The 17,145-nt window shown below is 37.1% G+C and carries 20 protein-coding genes; all 20 read right to left on the bottom strand.

The window, feature by feature from the left end:
• Positions 1 to 97: 97 nt before the first annotated feature.
• The 20 genes from BLP68_RS05395 to BLP68_RS05490 all read right to left on the bottom strand — a co-directional run bounded on the left by BLP68_RS05395 (position 98) and on the right by BLP68_RS05490 (position 17,050).
• On the bottom strand, positions 98 to 1,177 hold the full coding sequence (locus BLP68_RS05395; protein WP_091540942.1) for a hypothetical protein: 1,080 nt from the start codon (positions 1,175 to 1,177) through the stop codon (positions 98 to 100).
• Positions 1,178 to 1,286: 109 nt separating this feature from the next.
• Positions 1,287 to 2,156, bottom strand: coding sequence for a DNA-methyltransferase (locus BLP68_RS05400; RefSeq protein WP_091540943.1), 870 nt, complete (start codon positions 2,154 to 2,156; stop codon positions 1,287 to 1,289).
• A 122-nt stretch (positions 2,157 to 2,278) separates the two neighbouring features.
• A complete protein-coding gene (locus tag BLP68_RS05405; protein WP_408606026.1) occupies positions 2,279 to 3,670 on the bottom strand; it encodes a recombinase family protein in 1,392 nt (463 codons plus the stop codon).
• Positions 3,555 to 4,841, bottom strand: coding sequence for a recombinase family protein (locus BLP68_RS05410; protein ID WP_242876913.1), 1,287 nt, complete (start codon positions 4,839 to 4,841; stop codon positions 3,555 to 3,557). The genes BLP68_RS05405 and BLP68_RS05410 overlap by 116 nt, the downstream gene beginning before the upstream one ends.
• Before the next feature lie 85 nt (positions 4,842 to 4,926).
• Entirely contained in the window at positions 4,927 to 5,607 is a 681-nt protein-coding gene (locus BLP68_RS05415; protein ID WP_091540949.1) for an N-acetylmuramoyl-L-alanine amidase, read from the bottom strand.
• A 1-nt stretch (position 5,608) separates the two neighbouring features.
• Complete coding sequence (locus BLP68_RS05420; RefSeq protein WP_408606023.1) at positions 5,609 to 6,010, bottom strand: phage holin family protein; 402 nt, start codon at positions 6,008 to 6,010, stop codon at positions 5,609 to 5,611.
• Between the two features lie 57 nt (positions 6,011 to 6,067).
• Positions 6,068 to 8,122 (bottom strand): non-contractile tail sheath protein, encoded by a 2,055-nt coding sequence (locus tag BLP68_RS05425; protein WP_091540954.1) that lies wholly within the window; start codon positions 8,120 to 8,122, stop codon positions 6,068 to 6,070.
• Between the two features lie 2 nt (positions 8,123 to 8,124).
• On the bottom strand, positions 8,125 to 9,762 hold the full coding sequence (locus BLP68_RS05430) for a hypothetical protein (RefSeq protein WP_091540956.1): 1,638 nt from the start codon (positions 9,760 to 9,762) through the stop codon (positions 8,125 to 8,127).
• Between the two features lie 18 nt (positions 9,763 to 9,780).
• On the bottom strand, positions 9,781 to 11,154 hold the full coding sequence (locus tag BLP68_RS05435; protein WP_091540957.1) for a hypothetical protein: 1,374 nt from the start codon (positions 11,152 to 11,154) through the stop codon (positions 9,781 to 9,783).
• Between the two features lie 12 nt (positions 11,155 to 11,166).
• On the bottom strand, positions 11,167 to 11,514 hold the full coding sequence (locus tag BLP68_RS05440) for a hypothetical protein (protein WP_091540959.1): 348 nt from the start codon (positions 11,512 to 11,514) through the stop codon (positions 11,167 to 11,169).
• Positions 11,515 to 14,061 carry a phage tail tape measure protein gene (locus BLP68_RS05445; RefSeq protein ID WP_091540960.1) on the bottom strand — a complete coding sequence of 849 codons (2,547 nt, stop codon included), beginning with the start codon at positions 14,059 to 14,061 and terminating at the stop codon, positions 11,515 to 11,517. It lies immediately after the preceding gene.
• Positions 14,062 to 14,105: 44 nt separating this feature from the next.
• The gene (locus BLP68_RS22090) at positions 14,106 to 14,258 is read right to left on the bottom strand and encodes a hypothetical protein (RefSeq protein ID WP_242876914.1); all 153 of its coding nucleotides are present in this window, start codon (positions 14,256 to 14,258) and stop codon (positions 14,106 to 14,108) included.
• 125 nt (positions 14,259 to 14,383) lie between these two features.
• A complete protein-coding gene (locus BLP68_RS05455; RefSeq protein ID WP_091540962.1) occupies positions 14,384 to 14,731 on the bottom strand; it encodes a hypothetical protein in 348 nt (115 codons plus the stop codon).
• A gap of 2 nt (positions 14,732 to 14,733) precedes the next feature.
• Positions 14,734 to 15,036 (bottom strand): hypothetical protein, encoded by a 303-nt coding sequence (locus BLP68_RS05460; RefSeq protein ID WP_091540964.1) that lies wholly within the window; start codon positions 15,034 to 15,036, stop codon positions 14,734 to 14,736.
• A gap of 2 nt (positions 15,037 to 15,038) precedes the next feature.
• Entirely contained in the window at positions 15,039 to 15,434 is a 396-nt protein-coding gene (locus BLP68_RS05465) for a phage tail tube protein (RefSeq protein ID WP_091540966.1), read from the bottom strand.
• A gap of 13 nt (positions 15,435 to 15,447) precedes the next feature.
• Positions 15,448 to 15,855, bottom strand: a complete 408-nt coding sequence (gene gp17 / locus BLP68_RS05470) for a tail completion protein gp17 (RefSeq protein ID WP_091540969.1) — start codon at positions 15,853 to 15,855, stop codon at positions 15,448 to 15,450.
• Positions 15,855 to 16,262 (bottom strand): HK97-gp10 family putative phage morphogenesis protein, encoded by a 408-nt coding sequence (locus BLP68_RS05475; RefSeq protein WP_091540971.1) that lies wholly within the window; start codon positions 16,260 to 16,262, stop codon positions 15,855 to 15,857. The genes gp17 and BLP68_RS05475 overlap by 1 nt, the downstream gene beginning before the upstream one ends.
• Positions 16,262 to 16,579, bottom strand: a complete 318-nt coding sequence (locus BLP68_RS05480; protein ID WP_091540974.1) for a phage head closure protein — start codon at positions 16,577 to 16,579, stop codon at positions 16,262 to 16,264. Before BLP68_RS05480 ends, BLP68_RS05475 begins: the two co-directional genes overlap by 1 nt.
• A gap of 4 nt (positions 16,580 to 16,583) precedes the next feature.
• A complete protein-coding gene (locus tag BLP68_RS05485) occupies positions 16,584 to 16,856 on the bottom strand; it encodes a head-tail connector protein (RefSeq protein ID WP_091540976.1) in 273 nt (90 codons plus the stop codon).
• 8 nt (positions 16,857 to 16,864) lie between these two features.
• Positions 16,865 to 17,050, bottom strand: a complete 186-nt coding sequence (locus tag BLP68_RS05490; RefSeq protein WP_091540978.1) for a hypothetical protein — start codon at positions 17,048 to 17,050, stop codon at positions 16,865 to 16,867.
• Positions 17,051 to 17,145: the final 95 nt, after the last annotated feature.

The raw sequence follows: 17,145 nt of genomic DNA on the forward strand, positions 1-17,145 counted from the left end.
CGGAATATTAATAATCTATTTTTTACCATGTAGTAAAGCCACCATTTTACTTTTCTCCATTATAAAAACCAATCCCTATTTAATATATTCGATCCACTTACATATATATTGTATTAGTATTAATATCTAATAATGCATCGCTATCGAAAAATTCTTCTAGTAGTAAATGTTTGCTTTTCTGCTTATCTCTTTTAGTCAAAATCTCAATTAGCTTCTGAACAGATAAATATTTAATTTTTGCATCTTGAAAATCCCTATTAAAATTTATGGAATTTACCCATTCACAAATAACGGGATAATCCGTATTAGGATCATTACCAACTATAACAAAATAAATATCTTTTCCATAGTCACCACATAAAAGTTTTAGAGCTTGAAATTTTAATAATACATCTTTCCAGACCCTCTTTAATTCCACCTCAAAAGCTACAATAATTTTTCCCTTTTTATTAGTCCATATAACATCTATTAAATCCACTTGTTCTTTTGACTTACCCTCAATCAGATTAATCAAATCAATATCCTTCATTGTTAAACATGCAACACTATTTAAGTTTATCCCATATAAACTCTGATTTTTTTCCCCTTTGGCTAATTTTGAATTGAAACCGAAATACACACCTAATGCACTTATTTGCCCTTGATAACTTAAATGTAACTGTTGTGCTGTTTCTTTATCTACAAAGTAATATTTCTGCTTTATCAGCGAATTTAAATTTGCAAGTTCAAACTCTACATAAACACTGTCAGTCTTTAGAGTTCCAAATCTGAGCACATTTTCTTCTTCGAACCAACCTTTAATCTTCTTTGAGTCTGATTGAAAACCTTCATAGTAACCTCTATCCAATATTTTTTCCTTTATTTCTTGGTATTTATCTTGCCAATTTTGATAGACATACACAACTGGTTTTTCAGGATCAGAAGTAGGCCTAGTTACTACTAACTTACTATTAGGCCGAATAATATTGTTAGTTTTTAGTTCTGCAATATCAAAATAGTTACTTTTACCACAAGCTCTATTTGTGTCCCATGGTTTTACAATATTATAATTGTTAAGAAGTTTTCTAACTTCTTTATGACTATTATTTAGTATCTTGTCTTTGATCGTTGATCCCTCATAGTAGCTTAAGTTATTAAACTTATTTAAAATTATTTCATGATTATTAGTTTCATCCAAACCTCTATCACCTAATCCTAGATTTTTATCTTTAGTGTTGGGTTAATTGCATAAAAAAATACCTATAGAAAGCATTTAGCCACTATAGGTATTTTTTGTTCAACTATATTCATTTTAAAGAAATTAATTCTTCCACAAGACCTGAATAAATATCTGGAATTAATTCACACCCAATAACATTTAATCCTAAGTTTAATCCAGCAATTAAAGTAGTTCCACTACCAGCAAAAGGATCTAAGACAATATCATTCTTTTTCGTTGCAATACTTAAACAATATGTAGGAAGTTCTATCGGAAAAAGTGCAGGATGTGATTTCATAGGTTTTCTCTTTCTTCCAAAGCATCCTATATTACTGTAAAAATAGTTTGTTGCATTTTTAAAATCCAACCAATTATCATCTCCGCAATTCTTACATATAAAATGACTATTACCTGGTTGGAAATTATCAGCTTCAACGGCAAATCCCTTCCCCTTTGTAAAGGCTAATACATATTCCCACCCACTAGATAGATACTTTTCCTTATATCTTCCTGAAGGCATTGGATTCCGTTTAATCCAAATTATAGTATCCCAATGATTAAATCCTACATCTTTTGCAATTCTAATTATGTCATGACTTGCATCAATTAATTCACTGTTTTTATGCCAAGTTGAGATATTGACAAATGCAAATTTATTCTTCTTAAGCTTTTTATACATAAGCTTAATTACTTCTCCTATGTCATTTATATACTTTTCATAACTACACCCGTTTCCTATTTCCCCTTTCATTAGTTTCCCTTTATTTGCATACTTCCATTTTCCGATATTACCATCCGTTCCTCCTCTTTGTCCGTATGCTCTTCTTTCCCAGTAGGGGGGACTTGTAACAATACAGTCTATCGAATCATCATCTATTTCGCTATTTAATACTGCTAAGCAGTCTCCTTGGTATACTTTCCACTTGTTTAATCCAAATTCCCCTTCATATACCCCCATAATTTTAACTCCCACAGGTAAAAGTTTTATACCTCAATATATGAGAGAAAAATTATAGAAATAACAATTATACTAAAATATAAGATATTTATGTAAAATAACATGCTCTTTAGATTGTGTTTTCATTCAATGTCACACTCAACTTCCGTCCCATCCAAAAGGCTGACAATCAACCTTTTATCTTCAAAAACTGTCATCTTCTCAGTAAGTTTAAAGTATAAATTCATATCAAAGTCCTTAAGGCGTTCTGCCTTTTCCAAAACCTTTATAAATTGATTTGCCTTATATCTTACTAAAACATTTTCACTTTCAAGTCTTTGTTTCCATTTATCTATAAAATAGTCTTTGTTTTCAATCATGGCATTAAAGGTGTTTACAAAGGCTAGATATAAAACTTTATCGTCTATGTGGCTACTATTACAGCTCTTCTTGCCCTTCCTTTCATACTTTTTATTGCATCTCCAAATGATTCTCTTTAACCTCTCATCTGTAGAGTTCCATACTTTTCTGCCAAAGGTACTTCCACAGTTGCCACAAATAATTCTACCTGCAAAGGGGTTTTTAACTGTTGCATAGTCTAACTTTGCTATTCCATGCTCTTTAACAAATGCTTTCCTTCTTTCCATCTCAAGCTGCACAGCTTCCCACATTTCTTTATCAATAATGGCAGGATGGCTTTCCTCTACATAGTACTGTGGAATTTCACCATTGTTCTCCGTCCTCTTCTTTGAAAGGAAATCTACTGTGTAGGTCTTTTGTAGTAAGGCATCACCCTTGTATTTTTCATTAGTTAGCATGTTTCTTATGCTGCTTTCATACCACTTTGCTTTTCCATTCCAATTGATAATCCCTTCTTCTTCAAGTTCTCTAGCTATTCTATTTGCTCCTTTACCATCTAGAAAATCGTTATAGATTCTTCTTACAATCTTTGCTTGGCTTTCATTTATTATAAGGTTACCTTCTGCGTCTTTGTCATAGCCTAAAAACTTAGTATGGTTAAGATGTAATTTCCCCTGTTCAAACCTTCGCCTTATTCCCCAGGTAGAGTTTTCAGATATCGATCTACTCTCATCTTGGGCCAGTGAACTTAAAATGGTAAGTAGCACCTCTCCTTTAGCATCTAAAGTATTGATATTTTCCTTTTCAAATATAATCCCTACTCCTATATCCTTTAGCTGCCTTACATAGTTTAGGCAATCTAGGGTGTTCCTTGCAAACCTTGAAATGGATTTGGTGATAATCATATCTATCTTACCTGCTTTACAGTCCTCAATCATCTTGTTGAATTGATCTCTCTTCTTAGTGTTGGTACCACTTATTCCTTCATCGGCATAAATTCCTGCTAGAGTATAATCTGGGTGATTTTCTATAAAAGTAGTGTAGTAATTTACTTGAGCTTCATAGCTTGATAACTGTTCTAATTGGTCTGTGGAAACCCTGCAGTAGGCTGCCATTTTCTGATTCTGTGGTTTTAAACTCTCTGCGAGATTTGTTCTGTTTACCTTTGCTGGTATAACTGTAATATTTCTCGCCATTTTTCATCTCCTCCTTTACTATCACTTCTTCCTTTATATTAATCCTGCTAATAATCTCATCCTCTATTTTTGTGCCTTCGCAGGAATTTTTTCCGTTTTTAATATAGTTGCTACATTGCCATACAATTTTTCTGCAGCTTAGCTTGCTATTCCAAGTTCTCCTTATTAAAGATGCACCACATTTACTACAGTAGAGCATTCTTGATAGGGGATATTGTTTTGTGTATTTATCTCTACCCCCAGTGTTCCCTTTGCACTTTCCTCTTCTTTTAATCTCCTCTTGTACTCTTTCCCACATTTCTTTTGAAATAATGGCAGGGTGATTGTTTTCTATATAATAGCTATTTACCTCTCCAGTATTTTTAACTTTCTTTTTCGTTAAATGATCTAGGGTATATGTCTTTTGAAGCAGGACATCCCCTTTATACTTCTCATTTTTTAAAATGGTTAAAATAGTGCTGTCATACCACTGTCCACCTGTAACCGTTGGAACCTTTTCATGATTTAGTTCTTTTCCAATTAAAAAGGTCCCTTTTCCACCAAGGTATTCATTAAAAATCCTCTTAACTATGTTAGCTTCCTCTTCATTGATGATTAGATTGCCATCCTTACTTTTGTCATAGCCTAGAAACCTAGTGGTGTTAATCATCACTTCTCCAGCTTCAAACTTTTTTCTAACTCTCCATTTAATGTTGTCACTGACATTTTTGCTTTCTTCTTGGGCAAAAGAAGAGAGAACAGCAAGCATCAACTCACCGTCCCCTGATAATGTATTAATATTTTCTTTTTCGTATCTTACCTCTACACCTAACTCCTTTAACTCCCTTACAACTTCTAGCATTACTGTAGTATTTCTTGCAAGCCTTGAGATGGATTTAGTAATGATTAAATCTATCTGACCATCCCTAGCTGCTTTAATCATTCGTTTAAACCCTGGCCTATTTTCGGTAGTGCCTGTTATACCCTTGTCAGCAAATACACCTACAAACTCATATTCAGGATTTGATATAATTAAGTTTTCATAGTAGGTTGTTTGGTTTTCCAATGAGTCTCCTTGAGCTTCACTATCAGTTGAAACCCTAGCATAGGCACATACCTTTTTCTTTACATCTTGTACCTTTCTAATGGGTTCAATAATCCTCACTCGCACTGCAGTTCCTCCTTTCTATCAATTTGGTACTACTATATATCACTCTAAACTTGATAGAAGTCAAGCTATATACAAGATAAAGAAGTTACCTATTAAAAACCATAATGGTGGCATCAAAACCTGCTGTCTTCAGCCTTTGCACTTGTTTTTCAGCATTATCTCTGACCCCATAAGAACCTGCCATTACTCTATAAAGGACCTGCCCATCTGTTTTTCCAGTAGCTAAATCTTCTTTATAGGAAATTCTAAGCTGAGCTAATATAGCCTTTGTAATCCCCATCACAATTTCTTTTCTTTTGCTATCAAATAGGTTATTATCCTTGGTATTATCAATAAACCCCATTTCCACCAGCACTGCCGGAGCTTTGATTTCCCTAAGTACATGAAAGCTTGCTGTCTTAACTCCCCTATTGATAAAACCAACCCCCACTAAAGCATTTTGTATTTTCTCAGCCAACACCTTTGACTTTGCTGATGCTTTTGTATAAACAAAGGTTTCAGCCCCCGTAGCTACCTCCGGTTTAAAGGCATTTCTATGAAAAGATATGAAGTAGTCATAGTTCCCTTTGTTCTCAAATTCACTTCTTTGTTTTAAACTTACAGCTACATCAGTAGTTCTAATTTCATCTATTTCAATGCCATGACGTCTAAGTTCCTTGGCTACCTCCATTCCTATACTAAGATTATCTTCTGACTCCTTTCTTCCTTTGTAAACAGCTCCTGGATAACTTCCTCCATGGCCATAGTCAAAGCATAATCTTGCCATTCTACTCATCCTCCCTACTAAGCTGAGATAGTACGCCCTTTAACTTATCAGGTATCGGTAGTCCTATTTTTGAAGCATTCTCTAAAATGCTAATCCCTTCATTTGAAAGGTAGAAAAAAATAACAGCGGTGCGAATGGCACTACCATTTTGAATAATATAAGTATCTACAGTGTGACCTACTGCAACCATAGTGAAGATAAGAACCTTTTTGAATATCCCATGAAAGCCTATTTCACTGGAGAGTTTCTTCTGTAGAACTGCAAGCATTATTCCCGTTACATAATCAATAGTCACAAAAGCCAAAAGAGCATATAAAAAGCCGTCAAAACCTCCTAAAAACCATCCCAGGAATGCTCCAACAGCTGTAAAAATAAACTGTATTGAATTTATAAAATCCTTCAAATTACTTCCTCCTCCCAACATTTATAATTGATTTTTTTTAAAATTTCATTTGGTATTCTATATATCCATCTTTTCAATTCTCAGAAGTGTCCTATTAATCATCCTTGGAATGTATTTTACTGGGATATCAGGCATCCAACTATCTCTTCTGATTTGTGTTCCTGCCCATACAAAAACCTCCCTCATTCCTCTAGATAATGCTATAACCGCTGCACTTTCAATTAACTGCCACTGTTTTTCTATACTTTTACCAAATAGATTGGTGAACTCTTCCCAAGCAAAGCCTGCAAAGTAATGGGTTTTATGCTGCTGATACCTAAGAAAATCTAGAGCAAAGTCAAAGATTTCCGGATGTCTTTCATTTTCATGGACCACCCAGTCATAGTCCTCTATCTGAATAAAGTCCAGGCTGGGATTTCTCCAATCCTCTATAGGAACATTTACGATTCGTATTCCTTCTGGAACCCTTTCTGCATCCAATACTGATGGTGGGAAGAATAGAACTGTATATTGCCCTCCAAAATAACTTTTAACGATTTCCTTTGCAAAATTAGAAAAGTCCCCTAATTGGTCTCTTAACCATTCAAGGACTTCTATATTTCCCGGTGTCAGTGGGATATCTGATGTTGTATAAACAGGTAACTGCCTTCCCTTCTCACTTTGAAATTTCTGTTTTGTGGCTTCATCATAAAAACAGGGCGGTCTTCCAGGATAGGGCTGTTGAACATTTCCCGGCATAAACTCCTGCCACCACCACCAAGGTTCTCCCAGCTGCAGTATTGGGGGCATTCCCTCTTCCACCATAATATCTAATAACTCCCTACATACCTTCTCATAATATTTCCTCGCCTGCTGATTGGTGGGACTAAAAAATGAGGTAGGGGGTTCCCATCCCGTTTGTCCATACTTCCCATCATACATTTTCTGTCTCCACTCCTCCGGTAGCTGCAGATTTTCCATGGATACTGACATTATCAAAGTTTCAAACCCATACTCCTTCATGGCTCTGCATAAATATCTCACCCACTGCTTTGCTGCTGTGCAGATACCTACTTCTTGTATAAGTGTTTGAGTATTATGATCTGTTGAATCAGCTCCAACTGTCCCTTTTTTATCGTAATAATGAGAGGCACCAATATATAAGTTGATGATTTTCCTATAACCTAAATGATATGTGGATTGTACCAACCTTAAAGGGTTTCTATAGTATTCATCATCATAACCTTCTGCTACTCGAAAAGGATGTTCTGCTACTACTTCAGGATAATCACCTAACGCTCCTCCTGCTACTAACCAATTATTAAACACAACTTTAATTTCATCAGAGTTTCCTGTTAATTCATTTTTTCCTTCTATATAATAAGTAGGGATTATGGGAATAACAATTCTTTCAATATTTGTATTACCTACACTGACAGCATTGTTTGGATGTGTCCCTTCCTTTAGGTTGTCAAAATGAATAGTATAGGTTTGATGCAAGCCATATTCGTAAGTAACCCAAATATCAGCTGCATAGAGAATTCCGCTTCCTGCAACTGGAGCAATCCTTCCATTAGCATAGTCTAGAACGTAGTCAGACTCCCTTGAACCATAGCCAGTATGAAGTTCTGTAATTTCACGGGTGTATAGGTAGTTACCTTCGCTATCAAAGACATCTTCATAACCTACCACTACCCACTTTTCCCAATAGACGATTTCACTGTCCCAAGCTATCCATTTATGAGATAAAGCCACCTCCCCTGTCCAGTAGTTGTAGCTATCTGTAGTATTTGCCCTGTTAGAGAGAAATCCTAATGTAACAACCTTCTCAGTGCCATCGGTATAATATATTGCTAAAGCCGGCAACTGCTCTAGATCATTAAACTTTGCCACACTTCCTTGAAAAACAGGAGAAAAACTGAGACTTACCCCTGCGTAGTTTTTACTAGTAGGATACTTAGCTCTATCATGCATTCTATAATCTTCACTGTTAAACAAAAGACCAATATAATCTGAAAAGGATCTAAAATGGCCTGTCACTTCTAAGCTATTTTCACTAGGAGATACTACAGAAGCCATAGCAGAAAAGTTAAATTCCACCTCCATAATTTCTGGCTGAAATTTAGTAACCATTTCTACAACCTCCCCACCACTTGTACACTTACATAACCATTGTCTATTGAAGCTGGTGCTGAACCTCCCCAGGTAATATAGGCTCCTGTGTAAAAAAGAAATCCATTTTCTTCTTCAATGATTAAATCGATATTAGGTACTATGTTATAGCTACCAAAGGAACTTCCTACATTGCCAGCAAGTATATTTCGAAGTAGAGAAGCCGTCACCGTTGGCGGTATGGTATATCTTTGATTAAACTGAATGCTAATGGTCTGATTATAGGGTATATTAATGTATTCCAGCCAAGTATCTGAAAGAGGAACCTCATCGGCACTGACAGAATAGGGGCCATTGGTATAGAAGGATGGGTATTTGCCATTAAAATCCGGTTCCATTTGAACTGCATCAATATAGGCTGCCCTTGTTCCAATATTAGAAAAGCGAATCCATACCCTTCCACTTTTAAGGGGTTCAAAGGAAAAGGTGTATCTTCCCACATCCCAATTGTTAGATTCTCCTGTATTATAGTAAGTTGCCATCATCCCAGCTTCATCTCTTAGTGGATAGGGGGCATAGTCATATTCACTAAATACCTGTACCTGAACATCCCCACCTTTTTTAAAGAAGGAAACTCTCGTAGATTTATTATCCCACCAAGCTGGATTTGCTCTTGGGTTATAATTTCCTTGAGTTGTTGTCTGTTCACTGGTTTCTCCCGGGTTAAGTTTCATGGACCTTGTATTGTCAAAACTTGAATCAGCAGTGGAAATACCTCCTGTCCAGAAGTGGGGTATTTTACTGACGGGATCAAACCGTTCAAAGGAGGAGTTAAAGATTAGGTTTTTAAAGGTTTTAATGAACCTTGGGTCAATGCCGTATTCATCCAACATAACTACATTGTTTCTTCCTCTGATTTCAAGACCATAGCGAATCTTTTTTTCCTCTTCTTCTGTATAAACATCTACTTGCCCCAACTTAACTTCATGATTACTTTGAGGTCCTTTCACTTTTAGACCAAACAAATTAATTTCTTCCCTTTTATCATGACGGCCTAGGGTTATAATCTTTTCAGCACCTTCAAAGGCATTTCCATCATAAATATGAAGTCCATCATCGTCGGTAATAATAGAGTTAAAATCTTTACCTTTATCTTCCCTTTCTAAAAGCTCATTGTCTAAATGCCTAAGATCTACATTATCTACCCAGAGATTCCCTATAGTCCCTTCCTTTTCAATGTAAATCCCAACCGAAAGGATTGTTTTATCTTCTTCCCTTTCAGGTTCTATGGTGATTTTCTTCCATGTAGGATAGCCTATAGGTCTTAAACTCTCTGGAAATGTTATACTTCCTATGGGATGAATAAACTCGTCCATACTGCCATCTGAGTAATAATAGGTCATTCTACATCGTGCTTTTATCTTTGGCTCTTGAATCAGAGGTGCTTCATCTACTCGATAGGTGAGGGTCAGTTTAAAGGAATAGGGCTTAAAATCAAGATTTGCTAGATTTACGGATTGGGTCATATAGGCATCTCCCGTTAAGACAAAGATGTGTCCTTGGGTAATGCCAAAATTAGCAACCCACACGCCACTAGAAGTCCAGTTAGAAAGTCCATCTACTGCTGTTGAATTTTTAAGTAAGCTGGCACTATAGCCCATTCCCTTCACCTCCCCTATTTATGATAATGCTTCTTTGGCCATTCCATAAACGCTACAGCTAAGTCCTCCATCATATGCATACTCTAGTTTTGTTACAAGAATTTCTTTATTGACAACCTTTAGTCTTTCATCGGATATTTTTATCACATCTCCAACTTCTAAGGCAGGATTTCCTCTAGCCTCTATTCGAACATTTCTACTTGGGAAACTCAGCATTTTAAGCATATTGGCACTTACTGCTACTGCGTATCCTTCATTTTGAATGTATTGGGTTTCATAGAAATATGTTTTTTCTCCCACCATCCCAACTACTGTAGAATTTTTCTGCTGAATTGTAAAACTTGCTTCCTCCACCTTATAGCCATATATATTTAAATCTACAGTTGTTCCCAGTGGTGATGAAAGAATGAATTTACCTAGATTAACTCCAACCTCTGCTGAGTCAAGGTATACTTGATGCGAGCTTCTTTTCTTTAGTTCAATACTGTGGAGAAATGCAACCGGCCCATTAAGAGATACCCTATCTAAAGTAATGTTTCCACTTGGAACTTGAAGATCTGTTAAAGACAATATTTCTTCCGGTTTTTCTACATTTCCCACATAGGATTTCTTATAGGTTAGGTCCATGCCTGAATAGATTTTGTCATAGGGACTTTCTATTTCCATAGATAAAATCTGATCTTCTCCTGTCCAGTGGGAAATAAATGCTTCATGATTTAAGAGCCTTCTTATCTTTATAACTCCATATCTGTCTACATACACGGAAGAAAACCCAGCAGTAGCTAACTTTTCAAGGCATTCTCCCACTGTATCTCCTTCGTACCAAAATATATCCAACATTTGTGTGAGGCCAGAATCAATACTGTACTCACTAGTTGATAATCCTAAAAAATAAAAGAGGACTTCAAAGGCCTCCTTTAAGGTTTTACTGTACTGTATGGGTATGATAGGCATTGGCTGTTTCATTAAATCCGCCAAAATATCATAACAGGTGGCATTGACGGTTAATCCATCGTAATCATAATTCCACGTTGAAGTTTTAAACTTTCCAAGAGGAATGTATTCAAAATCTCCACCAACCTCAAGTCCTAAAAAAGCCTTTACTATAATTCCTGGCACCTGTTTTTGATAATATGGACTTTCTGTATTGGTAGGTAGAAACATTTTATCCGTATCATTCAATGTAAATCTCAGTTCATTAGCAGTAACACTGCCAACTGGACCTAAAGCATCCCCACTTAATTCTTCTAAAAGAGAGAGGCTTATCATCTCCTCATCATCAAATACTGTTGGAGGGTTGTTTTCTCCTTCGAAATAGATTTCAATTTTCCCCTTCCATTTTCTATAGTCGGAGGATACTTTTTCTTTGTAGTTTTCACTGGTTGAAATCATAAGCCACCTCCTCTACTGCTCCATTAAGCTTAAGGTTACATTCTCCCAATACCTCTGACCCCTTATTGTGTTCCATAGACTTGTATCAAAGTTCTCTACATAGCAGACCATAGTCTCCACTCTTCCTGCTTCCATGTACTCCACACTAAAAAAGGGGCGATTTTGGTTTAACAGGGTATAAAGGCTATCAAGTTGACTATCTGAGAGATATCTCCAACCTAAGGTTAGCTTTCTTTTAGTAGCAATATAGTCAATTTTTGTGCTGCCGCTTGCTGTTTGGTTGATTCGTTGAATATCAGAGTATGAAATCTTGTACTCCGATAAGTTGAGTATAGGAACTCCAGCTATTTTAACCTCCATCTACTTCACCACCAATCCTATGCCTCTTTGTTTTTCCTTCATAAGGTTTGGTATAATTGCTCTGGCAAAGCTGGTCCCGTCAATTTTTAGGACGATTTCCTTTTGATCATTTCCAGCCTCCATACTGCTGAACTTTAGTGCATCTAAAACCCCTTGGTATACTGCCTTTGATAGGGTATCTTCATTACCCATAACAGTATCTATATTCCTTACCATTCCCATACCACTACTAGGTTCTATAGTTGGATTCATAGCAGCTGAAAGAGCAGCATTAAGTTTTGGTATTTCTTCTTTAATCCCTGCGTTCAACATATCAAAGAGATTGGGTATCCACTTATCTGATTCTGAACCAGGACCTTCTTCTGTGGGGGATGAAAAACCTAAGAATCCTTTTATTTTATTGGCTACACTCTTTGTTGCTTCTCCCACTGCATTGATACCTGATCTAATTCCATCAGCTAAACTCTTTGATAAATTGGCACCCCAACTCCAAGCATTTTTTACTGTGTCACTTATGAAGTTAAACACCCCTTTGAATCCATTAATAACGCCTTTCACTATCTTCCCTACGGTTTCAGTGATGCCCTTTAGCATATTAGTGAAGAAAGATAAAGCCCCATTAACGATATCAGGAATAATGGAACCTCCTACTAAGGCATACCATAATCCTTTAAATAGGGAAATTACACCTTCAACAAAACCTTTAATAAAACCTAGGATGGTATTAAAGACATTTACAATTAACTGCCATGTATTTTCTGCAATGGACTTCATAAAATCCCAAGCTGCTGACCAATCTCCCCGTAGGACAGCTATAACTAATCCTATAACATCTACAATAATACTAACTGCATTAATTACTGCCTGAATAAAGGGACCTAAGGCTTGAATCACTCCATTAATTGCCCCCACTGCAATAGCCATATTCATAGCAATAATGGCACCTAAAGCAATGAACACCGGTTCTAACAACTGCCACAATTGTTCAATAACATTCCATAAGGACATGAACAGACTTTTTAATGCCTCCCATATGGGCTCTACATAAGAAAAGAACACCTTTAGACTCTCCCAAAGTTGTCCTAAAACTGTAGATACAACTGTCCAAATGGCTGTAAAAACTGTTGTCACTGTGTTGATGATTCCCTCTCCATAGGTATCCCACCATGCCTTAATTCCTTCAATGGCTGAGGCCACTGCAAGGGATATACTCTGCCATATGGATACTACAGTATTTCTAAAATCCTCATTGGTGTTCCATAAATAGATTAGACCTGCAGTTAAAGCCGCTATTCCCACGATAACAAGTCCTATGGGGGAAATTAAAAAGGATATCGCACCAGCTACTGCACTAAGTCCCTTTGCTAATCCTGCTAAGATTAAAAAGAAGGGACCTATGGCTGCAGCAATAGCTGCTACCGTTACAATCATCCGCTTAACCCCTTCATCTAAGTTGGAAAACCACTGGACAGCCGGCTGTACATATCCTGTTACTAAATCTCTAAGAATAGGAATTAAAATATTCCCAAACTGAATAGCAACTTCTTCCACTGCTGATTTTAAAAGCTTCATACTTCCCTTAAAGGTATCCAGCTGTTTTTCAGCCATAAGGGCTGCTGCATCGGTTCCCGTAAGGTTTGCTTCCATTTCTATTAAAGCCTCTGAGCCTTGAGAGATTAAAGCCATCATACCAGGACCTGCTTCTTGTCCAAAGATGGCAATGGCTTGAGCTGTTGTAATGGATTTATCCCCTAAAATACCTACAATATCTGCAATGGAATTTGTAGCTGGATTTACTTGACCATAGGTTAATCCCAATTCAACAAGGGCATCATTGACAGCCTTTGTTGGCTTCATCAAACGGGATAAGGCTCCCCTTAATACGGTTCCAGCCTTTGAACCATCAAAACCTGCATTATATAGCTGTGATAGGGCTGCTGCTGTTTCTTCAATGGAGTAGCCTAAACTATTGGCCACTGGTCCTACATAACTCATGGATGTTCCAAGTTTATCAAGGGTAGCTTGGGAATTCCCAATGGCCGCTGCAAATATATTAGTGACCTTACCTGCATCTTGACTCTTTAAACCAAACTGATTAAGGGTGGCAATAACAGTATCTGTACTAAAAGCCAAATCACTCTGGGTAGCTGCTGCTAAATCTAGAATAGGCTTAATAGCCTCTCCCATCTCCCCTGCCTTATATCCAGCACTGGCCATATAATACATGGCATCAGCTGCTTCACTAGCTGAAAATACAGTGGACTTTCCCATTTCCCTAGCTACACTTGTCATCTTCTCTAGTTCTTCAGCAGTAGCCCCTGAAACTGAAGCTGCATTAGCCATAGACTGTTCAAAGTTTGCTGCTGTGTTAAGGGCAATTCCCCCAAGAGCTGTAAGAGGAATAGTTACTCCAGCGGTGAGGGTCTTACCGATATTCCCCATCTGTCTTGAGAAGCTGTTCAACTGGCTCTGTGCATCTGATAATCCTTTTTGTAATGATGAAATGTCTGCTGCAATTTTTACTACAAGATTTCGAATAATAGCCAAGCACCCTCACCTCCTCATATAATTTACTGCAATAAAAAAAGCACCTATTTTGGTACTTTCAGCCCCTTCTTCTCTGCAATTTTCAAAAGATCTCTACTGCCAGTTTTTTTCTCTTCCTTTGCTTTAACTACTTTCAATATCTTATCTAACTTAGGCATTTTCTTCTGTCTTGCAAAGGCTTCAATATGCCAAGCCAAATAAAGAAGGTCTTGTTGCTTTTCCTGCTGTTTGTACTGATAAGCATCACTTACTATAGAAAGTTCGTAGGGAGTATAGTCCCAAAAGCTTTGTGGAGATAAACCTAATCGACCAACGGCTACCCTTAGGAGTCCGTCAAAGCTCCATTCTCCTCCTTGTTCTTTTTCACCGCCGGTCTTTTGGACTTTCCCCCACCAAAGGCAAGTTCCATAGCTTTTCCTAGTTTCTCTGCTACTGTTTCCATTGAACTATATTCATCAATCAGATTCCCAACCACCTCTGGTGTCAGAGATTTATCCTCATGAAAAAGACCTCCGTACACAATGGTTCGAAGATCCTTCATACTGATATTTTCTAAGTCTAATTTACTGATAGGCTTTCCTGTTAGCTCTTCAATCTTAACTAAGGCATTCATCCCATACCTTAAGGTTCTAGGTCTGTCTAATTCTAAAGTGACTCCCATTTTACCCATTGTCATTCCTCCCTATATTCAAGCTGTCCCCTACCTATTAATTCGAGGGGTTTATTGATTATTTCATTACTGACTTCTACTTCTTCTAAAATAAAAACACACCCCTCATATCTTCTTCTGCTTTTACTGCTGTCGAGATAAAGATGGATGGTGTACTCTTTACTTTCTTCTGGCTGTTTTTCAAACCAGTAGCTTTTCACATTTACTTCGAAACTGAATTTTTGGAAGGTGCATTCCCAGTTTAATAAAAGACCTATTTGTACATCTCCATCAAATACAGCAGCTATCTTGCCTCTACTATACATTCTTAGAATCCACCTTCAAAGCTTAGTTCCCCTGTTCCTTGAAATTCAAAGGAAATGGTTACTGCATCTGATACATCATCTTCAATGGATAGGCTTGTGATAATTGCAGTGCCACTATAATAAACCGTTGCATTGACATAAAGTTTTAATAATACTGTCTCTCCATTTAAAAAAGCTGTTTGTAGAGCCTTCTGTCCATCGGTATCATTTTGAACATTAAACATTCCTTCTGCTGAAGCAGTCCACTCCATAATTCCTGCAATGTACTGTTTCCACTCCACCCCAAAACAGGAGGTATCTATGGTTTCAGAGCCTATGTCTAAAGACCAGTTTTTAATTTCCGAAACTAAAGTGTTATCTCCAATCTCAACCTTACCTTTTCTACCTGCTATTGCCATCTGTTTTCACCACCTAATCTTCTATATATTGAAATTCATAATCTGTTGAAATGATAAATTGATCGGTTCTATAATTTGTTGTAGTTCCTTGGCTTAGTGTTACTTCGCCAATTAAAAGAACCCCTTGAATGGTTAAATCACCCATAGTGCCACTGAAATTCTGCAGTATTTTTCTAAGGGTTTTTGAAAGTGCAACTGCTTCCTTATAGCTTTTTCCATGGCAGGAGAACTGTATTGTTTGGCTAACAAAGCCTGTGTCTTTTTGCAGAGCATGGCTTCTTCTTGTTGATATTTGAGAATATATGATCACTGGTAATTTTGCATTTTGGGGCATCATTATAGGATAAATCCTATCTCCAATTTTCTCCTTTAGGTCAGAATGATTTGATAAATACTGAAAAAGTGCTTCTCCCAGTTCCATTATCGAAACCTCCCTAATGCCCTAAGAACTGCTTGATTAACTGCCTTTGATATCTCTCCCTGTTTCTCATCAACTGCTGGTCTAAGGTAGGGTTTTGCTCCTTGATGTTTCGTTCCAAGCTCTACAAAGGTACCGTAATACTCCTGTTTTCCCGTCGCTATTTTAACATCTGCTTTACTTTGACTCTTTTTTCCCTTTGTTAAATGCAAACTTGCCTTTAACCTCCCTGAATCTACAGGGCATCTTCTTTTGGCTTCCTTAAGAGCAATTTTGCCTCCTTCTTCAGCAGCTTTCTCCAGTATCTTCTCTGCTGCAATCCCCATGTCTTTAAGGAGTTTTATAACTTCATCTGCTCCTTCAATACCTGAACTCACTTTTCTCTGCCTTGATGAATAGCTTCTCCCCATTAAACTTCCTCCTTGCACATCAGTTCAAGTTCTCTTTTCTTTTCTTCAACATTGATAACAGAAAGGATTTCAAAAATCCTATCATTAAAAAGAACCCGCATCTTAGGATGTATTCCTTTAAGATAACGAGTTCTTATTTTCGTTGTAACCTCTGCATTGATTTGCTTTGCAGAAAAATATTCTCTTCCAGATAAGGGCTCGATACTTGCCCATACTGTTTTTATATCCACCCATTCCTTTACCTCAGCACCGAAGCTGTCCCTTGTTGCCTGATACTCCTGTATGGTAATGCGATGACGAAGTTTTCCTATCTTCACCCTATCACCAGCTCTCTTTTCTATAGGGACTTAGGAGCCTTTTTATGGTATCCAATGTATTTTTAATGTTTTCCCCCTCCCTATTTTCATACATGGCACTGACGCTGTAAAGAACAGCATGCTTCACAAGTTCTGGTATTTCTTCAAACTCTGTAAGTGGATATCTTAAAATTCCTTCACAGAGTTCTACTGATGCTTCTATAAAGGAAGTAATCAAAGTATCCTCTTCGTCACTGTCTACTCTCAAATAAAGTTTTACATCTTCCAGTGCTATCATCTTCCCACCTACCCATCGGATTTAGATTTCGAGGCATTATTGGCCGTCTTTTTAGTTGCTTCTTGGACTTTTACTTCCACGGCTACTCCAGCCTTAATCCATTCCTTTGCTTTTCTTTCTTCCATGTCTACTTCTTCACCCTTTTTATAGCTAAAATTCAAGCCTGAAAGAGATGTATTAATCCTCACTTTCACCTGCTTCACCTCCATTAACTTCCCAAAAACCCTTAAAGAGGGGCATAAAAAAAAGACCCCTCTTCAAAAGTCTTAGTATCTTCTAACCATTAATT

This window comes from Alkaliphilus peptidifermentans DSM 18978 (genome assembly GCF_900101495.1).
Lineage (GTDB): Bacteria > Bacillota > Clostridia > Peptostreptococcales > Natronincolaceae > Alkaliphilus_C > Alkaliphilus_C peptidifermentans.